This window comes from Mesorhizobium sp. M1D.F.Ca.ET.043.01.1.1 (assembly GCF_003952385.1).
Lineage (GTDB): Bacteria > Pseudomonadota > Alphaproteobacteria > Rhizobiales > Rhizobiaceae > Mesorhizobium.
Genome location: NZ_CP034444.1, coordinates 3,782,768 through 3,797,460 on the forward strand (window position 1 = coordinate 3,782,768; position 14,693 = coordinate 3,797,460).

General features: G+C 59.7%; 7 protein-coding genes, 1 pseudogene and 1 riboswitch. Of the genes and pseudogenes, 3 read left to right on the forward strand and 5 right to left on the reverse strand.

Annotated features, from left to right (window positions below):
• Window positions 1-28: 28 nt before the first annotated feature.
• Window positions 29-145, reverse strand: a riboswitch (TPP riboswitch).
• 121 nt (window positions 146-266) lie between these two features.
• Together EJ067_RS18550 and EJ067_RS35830 are read right to left on the reverse strand one after the other, a co-directional pair.
• Window positions 267-494 (reverse strand): hypothetical protein, encoded by a 228-nt coding sequence (locus EJ067_RS18550; protein ID WP_245454713.1) that lies wholly within the window; start codon window positions 492-494, stop codon window positions 267-269.
• A gap of 662 nt (window positions 495-1,156) precedes the next feature.
• Window positions 1,157-1,618, reverse strand: a complete 462-nt coding sequence (locus EJ067_RS35830) for a hypothetical protein (RefSeq protein ID WP_306283303.1) — start codon at window positions 1,616-1,618, stop codon at window positions 1,157-1,159.
• 898 nt (window positions 1,619-2,516) lie between these two features.
• Here EJ067_RS35830 and EJ067_RS35375 point away from each other — a divergent pair.
• The 3 genes and pseudogenes from EJ067_RS35375 to EJ067_RS18570 all read left to right on the forward strand — a co-directional run bounded on the left by EJ067_RS35375 (window position 2,517) and on the right by EJ067_RS18570 (window position 4,605).
• Window positions 2,517-3,039, forward strand: a pseudogene (locus tag EJ067_RS35375) (SMC-Scp complex subunit ScpB).
• 533 nt (window positions 3,040-3,572) lie between these two features.
• The gene (locus tag EJ067_RS18565; RefSeq protein WP_126057624.1) at window positions 3,573-4,223 is read left to right on the forward strand and encodes a DUF433 domain-containing protein; all 651 of its coding nucleotides are present in this window, start codon (window positions 3,573-3,575) and stop codon (window positions 4,221-4,223) included.
• A gap of 4 nt (window positions 4,224-4,227) precedes the next feature.
• Entirely contained in the window at window positions 4,228-4,605 is a 378-nt protein-coding gene (locus EJ067_RS18570) for a DUF5615 family PIN-like protein (RefSeq protein WP_126057625.1), read from the forward strand.
• A 21-nt stretch (window positions 4,606-4,626) separates the two neighbouring features.
• Here the strand turns inward: EJ067_RS18570 and EJ067_RS18575 are convergent, their stop codons facing one another.
• From EJ067_RS18575 to EJ067_RS18585, 3 genes are read right to left on the reverse strand one after another with little or no spacing between them, the layout of a single operon-like run.
• Window positions 4,627-7,260 (reverse strand): ATP-binding protein, encoded by a 2,634-nt coding sequence (locus tag EJ067_RS18575; protein WP_126063810.1) that lies wholly within the window; start codon window positions 7,258-7,260, stop codon window positions 4,627-4,629.
• Window positions 7,257-8,381, reverse strand: a complete 1,125-nt coding sequence (locus EJ067_RS18580) for a DNA repair exonuclease (protein ID WP_126057626.1) — start codon at window positions 8,379-8,381, stop codon at window positions 7,257-7,259. The genes EJ067_RS18575 and EJ067_RS18580 overlap by 4 nt, the downstream gene beginning before the upstream one ends.
• A gap of 13 nt (window positions 8,382-8,394) precedes the next feature.
• Window positions 8,395-14,358, reverse strand: coding sequence for a DUF3320 domain-containing protein (locus EJ067_RS18585; RefSeq protein ID WP_126057627.1), 5,964 nt, complete (start codon window positions 14,356-14,358; stop codon window positions 8,395-8,397).
• Between the last annotated feature and the right edge of the window lie 335 nt (window positions 14,359-14,693).

A 14,693-nucleotide genomic window follows, 5' to 3' on the forward strand; every position in this document is an offset into this window, starting at 1 on the left:
CTGCAGCAGGACCTCGGGCGTAAACTCCCGCAAAGCGCTTGCACCGTCCCTACGCCAGTATGAACTGGATCAGGTTCAACGGGTCACTGCGCCGCGAAAGCCAGCAGTATCTCAGCCCCTTACCGGGACTCCCCTCGTGAATGCCTCAAGTTGAATGGGCCGGTGCTGCTTTGTCAAGCGCCTTCGGGCGCCTTCGGGCGCCTTCGGCCGGTGGCGACGTCCGGCGGCCGGCCGAGCGGAGAGCTCGCGCATGCATCGGGGACAAGTCACGCCCCGTAGACCAGGGCTGGAATGGCCAAAGTCTCATTCGCTTCGTGAAGGATGGAAAAACTGTATCGGCCATGTGCGTCGAGATCGACCGAGTAGCTCAGGCGGTCACGGATGTGGTTATCCTGGTCGAAGGCGACGATTTGCGGCTTCAGCGAGGTGATTTGCACCACGTCCAGGTAGATGGAGTTGCAGATATGATCTGGTCGTCGGGCTGGCAGGTGCAAGCGGCCGCTCTATTCAGGATGCGGCATCGGCGGCGTTCCCGATACCAATGATATCTTGCGGGCAACTTATGCAATCACCGGCTTCGTAAAACCCGACGGCGGCGGCCGTGTCCTGGCGCTGAGGATGTGCCGCTGTTCCAGCAGAGAAATCGCGTGGGCGCGGAGTTTTCGCTCTGCGAGGAAGAGTTGACGCAATCGTTTAGCTTGCTTGCAGTTCGTAGAGACCCGCCTTTGAAAGCAACTAAGCTATTGCATTGATATGTTGGTGCGCGATCGATCGCTACATAGCCGGCCGCCATTATCCGAGTATTGATCCGCCGGTGTTCGTGTTGCCGTATATGGCAATCCCTGCGAGATCGTCGCGGCCGGATCGGCCGCACCCTCTAGTCATAAAAGGGGAAGCGACCGAGAATTCCGCTGCCGAAAACTTCTCTGGCTTGGCTATGCATGCGGTAGATGAGATCGCCGCCTACCGCGACCTGGTCGAGGAAGGCATCGACGCCCAGTTCGGACAGCCTGGTTATCGCAATGCGTTAGCGGCTCAGACTTGCGGTCTCGAGAGCGGCCTTTGGGGGTCACCTCTTTTTTGTTTCAGAGGTTGGAAGACGGCTGCTCGTTACCCAATAGAAATGGCGACTACGGAACGCGATCGATCGCGGCCATCAGGAAACACCTGTCTTCGGCTCAACCTCGACATGGCGTCCGATCGACCGCAGATATACAGCTATCTCGTCCATGAGATGATCGCGTTCGCCGTAGATCTCAGCAATCCTGCGCAGCTGTGGCTCGACGGACCTCCGTTGCGCCGGCGTCAAATCAGCATCGCCAAAGACATATCCCAAGTTGCCAATCGCGCAAATGTTGCAGCCGGCCTCCACAACTGCTTGCACGAATGCCGGAATGTCTTTTTCTTGCATAGTCTTCATGTCGAACCTCTCGTGAATGGCGTGCTTGCGCGCCCATGCTGCCTTTTCAGCGTGTCCTCTGGGCGGCGCAAGCCTTGAGCGTAATTGTGCCGGGCAACCTCGACTATCCCGTCTGCCACGCTCTTTAGAGTCGGTGGGGTCTGGTGATTGCAGGCTGGGCCACTCAAAAGCCTGCAAGAAGAAAGTCATGGCGACCATTGCTCAAGATCGCGAGGGTGCGTGCAAGACCTTCCGTTGGCAGTCATGCACGCTCACCCAGCAACTGGGTATTGAGCAACTGGGTCTCACGTCGCGGGTCTCGTGTGCTTCACAGCCGAAAATAAGGTACCACCGTGGCTATTCTCAAGTGCAGGCTACCTCTTCAGGACACGGCGGAGTGCCTTCCGACGCACCCCTGGTGCAACGTGCGACCTAACGAGACACATCTCGTTCGCGTTCCCTCGACCTTTCTTCGTATTGCTGCTTGCCCTGCGATTTCAGGCCCTCTGCTAGCTTCTCGGCCGCTCTTTGGCCTGCAATGTCACTATTCAAGATCATATCCGACATCCCTGGATGGTCATAACCGTAATGCGCATGCAGTTTCCCTCACGAGCAGCGCCTATCCGTCGATTAGTTCGTCTTCCGGAACCCGAAGCCCTTTTTATCCGGCGTACCTATCCACCATTCAACCGGTATACCTTTCCCAACTTTGGCGGACCATTTACCTCAGGCATGATCATCTCGCGTGACATTTTTTTTTGGCGCCATCATCGCACGTGGCATTTTCTAAAAACCAAGACGTGTCAATTTGTAAAATCAAGGATGCGGCCGCGCCCGTTGCGAGGATTTGCAGGTAGCTCTTCAGCCCCAACACGATGTGTGAGGCGGCGGTGGAAAAGGCAACCGACGGCGTCGACGCGTCCTTTGATGATCGCAAGCGATATGCTTCGTCGCGAGCCCAGATTGCGGTCTCGGGCACAAGGCGAGATCACAGTTCTGCGATCTGTGGTAACGCGAGCCCGCAAAGCGCCGCTGCGGCCACCGCTTTTGGAATCTGGACGAGATTCGTCGTCGTCTGAGATCAGTTGATCGAGCAGTTCGCGCGCGCGGGACGCGCTTGCGGTGCAGTCTCTCCCGCGAGCTCGCCCGTGACCTTCTCATCGACGACATCCGAGAGCTGCGCGGACGGCCCTATGACCTCGTCGCTGTCGCCGGCGGCTGGAAGCACCTGACACGGCCGGCCTATGCCGATGCCATCCGCGCCTGCGGAAGCAGCGGGCGTGCCGTGGACCTGACGTGGTCGGACGTGCTGATGCTGATGTGCATCGGCACTTCCAGCCGATTACCCGCGCCGAATTGTCGTCGGTTTTCGGGAAGTAATCAGTCGCGACCTGATCGGCCATCTGCGGCACCGGCCTGATCGCGTCGAACCCGCGCAGTCCGACGCCCGGCGCTCCCTACACCTATGTGACGACAAAAGCGTCCTGCTCGAGTTCGGCCTCGACACGCTTCGCGATCTCCCGGACTGCGAGGCGCTCGAGGATGCCGGGCTGCTGAGCAGAGATGAGCTGCTTGCTGGTGAAATTATGCCAGAGTTGGCTAGTGGCCATGAGGATGCGGGTTTGGATACGGAGGAATAGCTTGGCGCTGCAGACGCTGTGGCCACCGGGCTTGCGAGTGCTTCCAGCTTTCCATAGCGAATCTAGCGCGCCCAAGGGCGTCCGAAATTTGTAGGCAAATTTCGGACATGGACACGGTCAGCGACGTCAAGCAGGCAGCGGTATGCGGCCTCTGCACCGCTGTCGCCCAAAAATTCGTGGCCATGGGCAAGCCCCACTTGAGACCCCCAGAGAGAACGCTCGTGAGCGATGGAAACGGTTTTGGTCCAAAGCTTGATACAGATGGCCTGCAGATGGGTGTAGGGTTTCAAAGCGCTCGAAGACGCGCCTTCGCAGAGTTAAAAGTCCGCGACGAACTCGTGTGTCGTTTGTCGCCAACTGCAAATTCGATAGTTAGCGCAATTATACTGCGCCGAGTCTGCCATCTCGAGCCCCAAGGGTTTGTGAGGCCTCTCGGCTCACCACCGCCTTTGCTAACCGCCGTGATTCCAAAGACGCGTGCCTTTACGGAGGGGGTCAAACGGCCTATATTATTCTTTATAAGGAGAAGAATAATGGGCACACTTGCTCGCATCTACACCCCCGCAGAGGCAGCCGCCGTCAGCGGGATAGGAATCAAGGCCGTGCACAATGCGATCGACAAACGCATTGTCGATACTGTGCCAAGCACTGCTCGGCGCATCGGTGGGGTCGTCCGACGGGCATTGACCGGCGAGGATTTGCTGCGGCTCAAGCTTTGGTATGGCGTGGGTGCGACATTGCCCGCTGATCGTCGCTACCGCCTGTTCGAGGAAATCAAAGCTGCCCCAAGGGCCAAGACCGTAAGGGCCGACGACCTGCTGATCGTCGACGTCGCCGAGGCACGTAAACAGCTCAAAGCGCGCATCGTGGATCTTGATGAAGCGGAGGCCGCCATCGGCCGCGTTAAAGGGGTGATGGGCGGAGAGCCTGTCTTCAAAGGAACCCGCATCCCTGTTCGTATGATCACGACGATGCTAGCGCAGGGCGCAGATGAAGCGGAGGTTCTGGAGGGATATCCGAAGCTAACGCCGCGCGTGATTGAGCTCGCCAGAATGTGGGTCGCCGCGCACCCGGTTCGTGGGCGGCCTAAGAAGCTGGTCGAGCAGGGCGTGAAAATAAAGTCGTCGAAGCGCGTGGTTTTGAAGGGCGACCCAGGTCCGTCGGCCAGGTCGAGACGCGTGTGACCTCGTGAGGTTTCTGATCGATGAGTGCCTGCACACGTCTCTGGTTGCGGTAGCCCAAGAACGCGGACATGAAGCAAACCACGTCAACTGGCTTGGGCTAAGCGGCGAAACCGACTGGGACCTCATGCCGCTCATTATCGATGAGGATTTCACCTTCGTCACCAACAATGCTAAGGACTTCAGGAAGCTCTATGCCAAAGAACCGGTTCACGCCGGCCTGATTATCGTCGTCCCTCAGGTCGGGCCTGAAAAACAGAGAGAGCTCTTCGATGCTCTCCTCGAGGATCTTGGCCCAGAGGAATTCCTGATTAATGAAGTTATCGAAATCGAGATCGAAAACGGCATTGCAATCGTAACACGATACGATCTGCCGTCGCCCTAGCTGAGGCTGCGCGATCTCCGCTTATGACCGACCCGGTTGCCAGTCGCTCATCTGCAAAATGTTACCGCCGAGTTTTGCAAACGCGCGTTGGCGGCAGGAGAAAACGAGAATCTGCTGATCGTGTGATTGACGATGCAAAGCGTCGAACATGCGCTCGATGCGGTCGTCATCGGAATAAACCAAAGCGTCATCCAGGATAACCGGTGTGGGTCGGCCGTCGCGGGCAAGCAAACGGGCGAAGGCCAGACGTGTCAGAACCGAAAGCTGTTCTCGCATGCCGCCACTCAACCTATCGACATCCTCATCCTGACCATTGCGGCGAACGGTCTGTGGCAACAGTGTGTTCTCGTCGAACACTATGGAGATGTCATCGAATAGCAATCCAAGCAGCGGTCGCAGCTCGGACATGACCGGCTTCAGATAAAGATCGCGTGCCGTCGAGCGCGCAGCGACCAGCGTCGTGCGCAGCCGGTCGAGGACGGCTTTTTCGAATTCGAAGCGTCTCGCTCGCTCTCCAGCGATTTCCAATTTTTCTGTGGCCTCGCGCAAAGCTTCTTCCACCGCGTCGTCGGACCGAGTGCGAATATGGCCATTGAGATCGGCCAGGGTTACACGCAACTGACTTGCTTCCTGTGTGGCGGCATCCTGAACCGAACGGGCGCGGCGCAGAACGGCTTCAGCGCTGGTGAGATCGCGAGCGCCGTCGCGCAGGGGAGCAGCGCGCATTTCGGCCGCTTCGCGCAGCTTTTGTCGTGCGGTGGCCTCGGTGAGCAGCAAGCGCCCCTTTTCCTCGCGCGCTGCATCGGGTCCCAATATGACCTCGAGGCTGGTCAGTTCCGCCTGGATGGTGACATAAGCCGTCTCCGCAGCCATGACAGCCTCGTCGGCATGGCTGCGCAAAGGCAAGGCCTCGCGCACGCTGTTGCGTGTTGTCGCCACACGCTGCTCGGCTGCGGCATGATGTTGCCGGATCTGTTCTGGATCGACTTTGAGTTCGAGGTCCCCGGCCCCGAGGGCACTCAGACGAGCAAGCTCCTCGTGTAATTGCTGTATCCCCTTGGGCGCGAGATCGGCAAGTCGCTGACGCGCCAAGCCCAGTTCGGTAGCTTTGTCGCGCGCTTCCACTAGGCGCTGGCGTGCCGTCCTGAGGCTATCGACACCGAGGGACGCAAGCAGGCTGCGGTGCTTCGCTTCGGCGTCTTCGATGGTCCGGTCGGCCTGCTGCGGCCGATTCGATCGCAGGGTCAAGGCTCCGATGCCGGCAATATCCAGGCGTACGGTGCCAGCAAAGCTTTGGTCTTCTGCATGGGGCAAGGGCTTGGCATCGATGGTCACCAAATCGGCGGCGCCGTCCCGGTATTCCATGCATAGCGTCGGCAGGGTTGCCAGGTGAGCTGCACGAAGGCTGGCGATCTCGATTTCGAGCGCCTGGAGTTGCTCGACAGCTTGTTCCGGCACCGCCAGCATCGCCAGTGCTGCCTCTCCATCTTCGATCTGGGTTCTGGCGACTTCGGCTTGTTTCAACCGGTTGTCCGAGCCGGCCAGTTGTTCGGCAGCGTCACGCGCCAAAAGAGTCGCATCCAGCCGCGCGAGCAATTCGCGTGCTTCGCGCTCTTCCAGTTCGGCTGCTTGAACTTCGCCCATCGCTTGTTCGTTTTCGGCAATGGCAGAAGCGCGCCGATCGAGAACCTCACTGCGGCGAAGCTGCGCAATCGTCGACTGCTGGCGCAAATCCGTGGCTCGTTTGAGCGCGGTCCGAAAACTATCGAGGGCCTGCTGCGCCGCGTCGTGGTGAATTGCGGCAAGGGCAGCTTCCGCCTCGGCGGCTTTCAAGGCTTCGCTGTGCGATTTGGCGGCCTCGACTGCGGCTTCCGCGGCCGAGATGGCTTCCCGCCGAGTGGCGCCTTCTTCGGGGTTTTCAAGCTCAGACAGACGCGCCAACGCCATGCGCCGCTTGTCGAGCGAATCGCGCAGACCGGTGACTTCGGCGCTGAGACGCTGCTCGTCTTTCACCAGCTTGTCACGCTCGTCGAGCGCTGCCGCATAGAGACCGCCGCTCTTGGGACGCAGCGTTGACGTAACCAGGCTATAGAGTTCTTCTTCACATGCCGCGGCGATTTCGGCCATGCGTCGCCCGCCGGTCAGGGCTTCAACTTCCCCCTGAACCGAGGACAGTAGGCTTTCGCGCACGCGTTTTTCGCCGTCCTCCTCGCTTTTGCTGCGCCTTTCGATGCCGGTGACCCCTTGGCGAACCCAGAGCAATCCTGCCGGTCCTGCGCTTCCGCCATGGATTAGTTTGCCGATAAAGGCTTCGGCCTCATCGGCTTGAGCCAACAGTCGCCCGCCGTCGAGGTCAATAACGCTGGCCAGCCTGCCGCCATAAAACTGCTTGGCAAGTCGATAGCGTCCTTCTGAAGTGGTGATGTCGGCCTCCACCACCGGATTGCCCCCACTGTAAGGCCGCAACAGTCGCACGCCTTCGGGTGTGCCCGTGTGAGGCTGGAAAAAGAGTGCGTGCAGCGCTTCGAAGAAGGTTGATTTGCCGAACTCATTGACCGCGCAAAGCACGTTGACGCCGTCGCCGATGTTTTCGATGGCGACGCCTTGCCCGGCGAACCGTTTGACGTTGTGGAGCCGAAGGGCCGTAAGTTTCATGATCCCATCGCCTCGCAATAGCTGAACAACCGAACCAGTGCTTCTCGCGATATGTCGCGTTCGACAGCCGACCGGGTTTCGTCGCTGCTTTCATCCAACAGTGCCTGCGCTGCCTCGCGAAGGGCACCAGAGCGGTCGATCCGATCCAAATCGCCACTTTCGCAGTCGGTCGCGAGCCCGTCCCCGTCCAGTTCCAGATAGGCGAAGTCGGGCGCGGCTACCGCGATCGCCGCTTGAAGGATCGTTCGCCCACTTAACCGCACCCGGCCAGACGCGGCAATTCGCAGCAAAGTCTGACGCCGCAGATGAGCCGGTGGAAGCAACGCTTCAAATGCCGCGGCGCTGTCGTCGCCAGACAGCAGATGCAGGGGAGCGGTTTTCCAGGAAAAGCTAGCTGTTTCAACGGCCACGATCTCGGGCACGGCGCCAGGCCCGGCAATGGAAACGACAAGGGCCTGACCGGGTGTATCATGCTTGAAACGGTCAGGTTCGGGCGCACCGCTATAACGGCTGCGCTCATTGATGGTGACGGGTCCGTGCCAGTCGCCAAGTGCCAGATAATCGAGGCCGGCCTTAGTCGCGCGATCTGGTGCAATGACATCGGACGCTGCTGAATCTTCGGAAAAGTTCTGAATAGCGCCATGAGCAAGGCCGAGCCGGATGGCGCCTTGCGGCGTCGCGGCGCTGTTCATCCACTCGGTAAGGTCGCGACCGGGTCTGCGGGTGGTGCAAGGTGCAGGCAGCAGCGCCACGTCCGCGCCAATGGTCAGGGTTTCGGGCCGCGTCGCCAGCAGGACATTGTCCGGCACAACGCTGTCCGCTGCACTCCACAATTGATCAGCCAACAGGGAATCATGGTTGCCAGGCAGCAATATCCAGCGCAGAGGCGCGCTCTGGCTCATCTCGGCCATGGCCTGCCGCAACATCGCTGGAGTGGGCGTTTCGGTATCGAACGTATCGCCGGCCAGAAGTATGGTGGATGCACCATGGACGCGTGCCTGCTCTGCCAGCCGGCTGATCGCGCCATGGCGCGCTTCACGGAGCCGCCCGCGCAGATCCTCTGGCATGTTGCCGAACCGCTTGCCGATATGAAGATCGGAGCTGTGGATGAATCGAAACATGGAGTCTCCGAGACTATGTCGATGCCAGGTTGCGCTGGGCGCGATCGATGGCTTCATCCAGCCGGGAGCGTGAAATCGCCGCAAGTCGCTCGACACCGAGCAGACGTGCAAGGTCGAGAGCGGGGTCGGACTGTTCCAGAATGTCCTCGTTCGCAACGACGACAGCGGCCAGCTCGGCGATTGGAATGTCGGCAATGGACCGGCGGGCATCGGCATCGAACGGCATGCGATAATCAAGCAGGTCGACCACCGTCCCTCTCTTCCATAGGAAGCTGCCGCTGGATTCTTCAGTTCTATCGAACTCGCGCAGATGCAGGTCGATCCGCTCCCGAATCTTGTTGCCCGTTCTGAGCCAGCCATGCGCCCGTGCGATGCGCTGCGCAAGGACGTCATCTCGCAGAGGTCCTTCCTGCTCGATCACCGCGTCGACCATGGACCGCAGCGTGCCTCGGTAGACGAAGTCATAAAACTGATCCGGGCTGGTGGAAAATCCGGTTAGATCAGTCAGGCGATAACGGCCGCCCGTCGGTACGGTATCATGCGTCGAATGCGCGGCCGCAGGCAAAATTCCTGCAGATGCCGATGGGCGCTCTCCCGTCGCGAGGGGAGCGGCGACAAGTTCTGGCTCTGATTTTATCGACGGATGTTCCGGTTCGCCGGCCGATGCTAGGTCTTCGGCTGGCAATGGGTCCATGGGGTCGACCTTATGTCCCATGTCCCAATGGATCGCGGCTTCACTTTCCTGTTGTTCAGCCTGTTTGCGACGGCTTTCCTCGAGCAGCGCGGCCAGGCTGGCATGAAGCCTCTCGGTGCAACCTTCGAGATCAAACCACCAATCGGTTGACCATACCCGGACAATGTTCCACCCGAGGCCGCGCAGGACCTGCTCGCGGACCTTGTCTCGATCTCGCGCCGTGGCAGAACTGTGATAGGTCGCGCCGTCGCATTCGACCCCAGCCAGATAGGCGCCGGCGAGATCGGGATGCCGGATCCCTATATCCACTCGAAAGCCCGAAATGCCGACTTGAGGAACGATGGTCCATCCGCGCTTCTCAAGCTCGGCAGCGACGGCCTCCTCGAAAGGGGATTCCAGGGCTCCGACCGATCCGCGTTCCTGCGCTGGCAATGCCACAGCGCCGCGTTCGGCAAAATCGAGAAAGGCTTTGAGATGCTGTACGCCGATCGCTTTGGTTCGGTTGGGGTCGATCTGGTCGGCGGCAAAACCTGAAAATACGATCAGTTCCTGCCGCGCACGCGTCACCGCGACATTCAGCCGGCGTTCGCCGCCGTCCCGATTCAGCGCGCCGAAATCCATGCTGCGCTTGCCGGCATTATCTTGCGAAAAGGTGATCGAAAACAGGATTATGTCACGCTCGTCCCCTTGGACATTTTCCAGATTCTTGACGATGGCGGGCTCAATACGCTCGTCGGCAAAGAACCATTCAAGCTCCGGCTCTGTCTGGCGTGCCTTGTCGAAAAGGTCGAGGATGAGCGACTGCTGTTGCGCGTTGAAAGTGATGACTCCGAGCGTGGGTCGGTCCTTTTCCGGTAGGGCCAGCCAACGCCGCATCCTGCTGACCGCCTCGTCGGTTACCGCTTGGGCTTCGATTCGATTGGTGCGGCTTTTGCCACGGTCATAGATGCCGGTCGTGATTTTTCGCAGCTGAACTGCCCGATCTTCCACCGTTGGCGAAGGGAATGTGATGAGCCGGTTCTGATAGTAGTGATGGTTGGAAAAGGCGATCAGCGACTCATTGCGGCTACGATAATGCCAGCGCAGGTCACGTACCGGGATGCCGGCCGCTTTGGCTTCGTCGAGAATGCTCTCAAGATCCTTTTCGTGTTCGACGACTTCCTCGTCCTCCTCGTTGCGGCCAAAGAAATTGGTGGGCGGCAACTGCTTGGGATCGCCTACGATTATGGTTTGATGGGCTCGCGCGATGGCACCGACGGCGTCCCAGGTGGTGATCTGCGATGCTTCGTCGAAAATCACCACGTCGAACAGGGCTTGGTCGGGCGGTAGATATTGAGCGATTGAAAGAGGGGACATCAGCATGCACGGCGCGAGCTTGGCAAAGCTCGTCGGCATCGCGCCAATCATCTCGCGGATTGACCGGCTGGGCCGCTGCAATTCCATCTGATGGCGCAACAGGCCCAACTCGGAATTGCGCGGGACGCCTTGCACAGCCGGCAAACCATGAGCGATGGCACTGATGACGCGAAGGCTTGCTTGAGCGCGGACAAGATCGTCGATTTCCCGGAAATCTTCGATGGCGTGCTCGTGCTGGAAGCGACGGAAATTCCGCAGCACCGGATCGGCATCCAGCGTGGCCGGCAGCCACCAGCGTACATAGGCCAGGCGGAACGCGGATTGAGCTTCAGCTGGTCGCACTAGACCCGCCTCGATATCGTCGACCAACGCTCCCAGATTGTGACTGACAGCCCTGCGACGAATGCCGCACCACGAAGTCCAGTCCCGGAGAAGATGACGGGCGTCGAGCAAGTCTCCCATCGCAGTCGTCAATTCGGTCAGCGGGTTATCATGTTCTGCCCAAGAAGGCGTCTTTCCAGCAGGGATCGCAAATTGGGTCTTGGCAGCCTCGAATGCTGCAGAAGCCGCAAGGAAGCGGGCTGCCCCATAGCGCATCGTGCTATCTGCTGCACCGCTTCGCAGGCTCGGGGCGGTTGCTTGCAGGAGCGCTTTGAAATCCTCCGTGCCGAGGCCGGGCAGGCGTAGCGTCTGTCGAAGCCTTTCGGCCATCGAGAGTATCTGATCGATACGGTGGGTGTCGGTATCAAGTGCGGCAAATCCGATCGGCTTCCCAGATAGGATGTTGGCTTCGACAGTGGCCCGGCGGTCCTGCATCAGGCGCAACAGCAGCAAGTCGTGCTGAGGATCGGCTACCCCCTCTGTGACATAGCCTTGAAGCAGCTTCTGGACTTTGCGTTTGCCCAACTGACTGTTTGGCCAGAATGCAGAAGCGGCCTGCTGCCATTGCTGCTCTATGTCCTCCACCCGTATGCGCGCAACGGCAGCCTCGTCATAGCGGGCCGACAGGTCCTTGCGAGACTTGCGATAGTCTCCGATTGCCTCATTGAGAGTGGCGAGGGCTCCCCGCAACTGGGCGAAATCTCGATCAAAGACAATGCTGACGTCATAGCCGGCACTGTCCTGGAGTGCCGCTGCTAGTTTTCGCAGCGCTTCGAGCTCCGCTTTTGACGCGTCGCCTTTGGCGCGCAGGCCGATGCTCACCAGGAAGGCGTCGAGTGCGGTCGCTAGAACCTCGGACGCATTCTTGAGGGTCTTTGCCCCTTCGAGCAAATTGTCCTGCCAGCCTGACGTCCACTCGGTGACATCTATAAGACGCAAGACCGACCGCATCTCCACCGACTGAAATGCGAGACCTGTTTCGGCGGCAATATGCTCCAGCGCCAGCCGGTTTGCCTCGTCATGGGAATCGCGCGATGGCCAGGACAATCTCGGAGCGTGCTGCCGCTTGTTCTTGAGAGCGATGCCGAGCGCCAGATAAGGCGTCAGACCATTGACATGGTGCCGATGCAGCGCTTCGACATAGGCATTCAGTTCGTCGCGACGGACGCGAAGCCGCTCGTTGATCGCAATCCACTCCGCTGCGTCCACGCGCACGCCGCTTTCCCAGCTGATCCTGAGCTGGGTGAGAAAGTTGCGTCGGTCCGCCTTGCTGGAATGGAGTTCGAGACAATGCGCGCCCAGGCCATGTTCGCGCAGGCGGCGATACACCACATCGAGCGCCGCCGTCTTCTCGGCCACAAACAGCACGGTTTTGCCAACTGAAAGACAGTTGGCAATCATGTTGGCAATGGTCTGGCTCTTGCCAGTGCCGGGAGGACCGATGATGACAAAATCGCGACCCTCAGCGGCGGCAAGACTTGCGGCGGTCTGTGAGGAGTCGGCCGGCAGCAGCAAAACCATGTCGGACGGGGCATAGTGCCGGTCGAGTTCGCGCTCGTCGCGGAATGATGCGCCATTGCCCTCGAAAGCTATCTCCGGCGTGTCGATCAGATGGCGCACGACACGGTTTTCGCGCAGCGCATCGGTACGCTCGACCAGATCCTTCCACATGAGAAACTTGGCGAAGGAAAAGGTCGACAGCGCCGTCTCGTCCACCACCTCCATGCCGGGGACGTCGCGCACTGCCTGGCGCATAAGACCGAGCAGCCTCGGCACATCAACGCCGCTTTCGTCCTCGGGCAGCTCACCGGAAAACTGTGGCAGTTTGAGCTCGAAGTCGCGTTCGAGAAACTGCAACAAGGTTGCGTTGAATCGCGGTTCATCTTCATGGAAGCGCAAGGTAAAATGCGATGTTGCGCTGCGGCGCTCGATTTTGACCGGTACGAGCAGCAATGGCGCGCGATAGCTGCGCTCGTCCTCGGCCTTCTTCTTCCAGCGCAGGAAGCCGACCGCCAGGAAGAGCGTATTCGCGCCGCCCTCGGCAAAATCGTTGCGCACTTGCCGGTAAAGATCGATCAGCCGGGATTCCAATTGACGCCCATCGAGCGTCGACGGGAGCTCGTCGCGCAGAAGCGCTTCCGCGGCAAAGCCACGCTGGAGGTCACGTCCGTGCACCTCGCGATAGAGGACAGCATCCCGCTCGCCCAGTGGATTCTGTTCGGGGAGCGAAATCAGCCGGATCGAAGCGCCTGCCATCAGACGGTCCTCGAGGTAGCCGACGTCAGTACAAAGAAACGGAATTGTCTTCTTGGAGTCCGGAAAATTGAGCAGGCGGTTCCGCAGTGTCAAATCGAGGAGCTTTTTCTGCCAGCGGTCGATCCGTCCGGCCGCTGTCGTCGGCTTTACCTCGACGATCTCGACCGGCAGGGCTACCACGGCCGGTGCGGCTGGCAACGGCAACGCGATTTCGGTTGCCGCCTCTGCATCCACGCTGCGGCGCGTCGGTTCGTGCGAAGCAAGCGGTGTGATGCCGCCGCTGCGCGAGCGGCGTATATCGATGGCTGCGACAAAGGTGGCTACCTGCGTTTCGTCGAGCCGCTGTTCGATTGCGTGTTGGGCAGCCTCCAACGTCATCGCCGGCCGATGCGTCACGCCTGTCGTCTCAAACACGATGAGTTCGCGCGATGCCAGCGCCTTGCGGACCTCCATGGCATCGGGTTCAATGGCGTTGGCGAGCGTCCTTTGTGTCATCCAGACGCCGACGGCCGCGTGTCCCTGAAACATCAAAACGACGGGATGCAAGCCCGTCGCCTCCAGGGCGGACGCGAATAACAGACTGGTATCGAGACAGGTTGCCAGCTTTTCTGCCGTAATAATTGAGGGACGTCGAATTTTTTGGCCGCGGCTTTCGAAGCTCGCAGGTGGCTCTGCATAATGCAGCGATAGGCCAGCAATGGCCGAATAAATTGCGGCCGCCAGCATGAATGCGCGTTGCGGATTGCCGCTTTGATAGCCATCGAGGCTGGAAGGATGACCATGCGCTGCGAGCAGCTCCGCTGCGGAACGCAGCAGTCCTGCGATCGCCGGGTCGTTCGGCATGACGAATGCGGCGAGCAATTGCGCCATATCGACGACGCCACCCCATTCGTCGCGGGCAAGCAGGCGCACCGCAACGCGCTGCTCGGCCAGCACTGCGCCTCCTGAGGTTAGGCGCAACGTTATCTCCCCGCGCTCAGCCTCGTTGAGACCGGCCAGATAGCCGGCGTCGAGATCGATTTTTCGATCGCTTAAGGGAAGCCGGTCGCCAGCAACGATCCGATCAATTGTCCAGCTTTTGGCGCGCAAAAAAGGGGGGTTCGATGTCAGCTCGAGAGTGCATTTTTCGAAACCCTGCTGGGTCGGGTTGTTGAGCGCGATAGACCGGATCACCGGAATAGCATTTTGGAAGGACGCATATGTAAAGCTGGCGGCGATGTCCGCCACGACTTCTATTACGGGCGCGGCTGATATACCGGCAGCATCGCCAGTCTCCGAACTCGTTTCCATACCCCATCCCCTATTTTCATTTACGATAGAACTTTGCCGCCAGAATTTGAAAGTAAATTCTCGGTATGGTCGCCGCTTATGTCCAGCAGCATAGATTTCTAAAAGTGTTACCGCCCAGATAACGGTCGAAATGGAGACAGGCGATAATCGGTCGTCACGATTGGAGGGGATCCAAAAGTCGCGGAAATCGGAGCGCCGGCGCACGCTGCTGAAACCCAAGACGGGCAGGACGTCATCCGCAAATGTGTGGCGGTCCGGGCGCCATGGACCAAGCGTTGCGCGCCTATCGCGAGCGCTGTCGTGGCGCCTATCGCGGACTCGGACCCAGCCCGACA

What these genes read in the sequence shown, in the direction of transcription:
- EJ067_RS18575 (WP_126063810.1), bottom strand. Translation starts at nt 7,260, where the DNA reads ATGAAACTTACGGCCCTTCGGCTCCACAACGTCAAACGGTTCGCCGGG.
- EJ067_RS18585 (WP_126057627.1), bottom strand. Translation starts at nt 14,358, where the DNA reads ATGGAAACGAGTTCGGAGACTGGCGATGCTGCCGGTATATCAGCCGCG.
- EJ067_RS35830 (WP_306283303.1), bottom strand. Translation starts at nt 1,618, where the DNA reads ATGGTCGCCATGACTTTCTTCTTGCAGGCTTTTGAGTGGCCCAGCCTG.
- EJ067_RS18565 (WP_126057624.1), top strand. Translation starts at nt 3,573, where the DNA reads ATGGGCACACTTGCTCGCATCTACACCCCCGCAGAGGCAGCCGCCGTC.
- EJ067_RS18580 (WP_126057626.1), bottom strand. Translation starts at nt 8,381, where the DNA reads ATGTTTCGATTCATCCACAGCTCCGATCTTCATATCGGCAAGCGGTTC.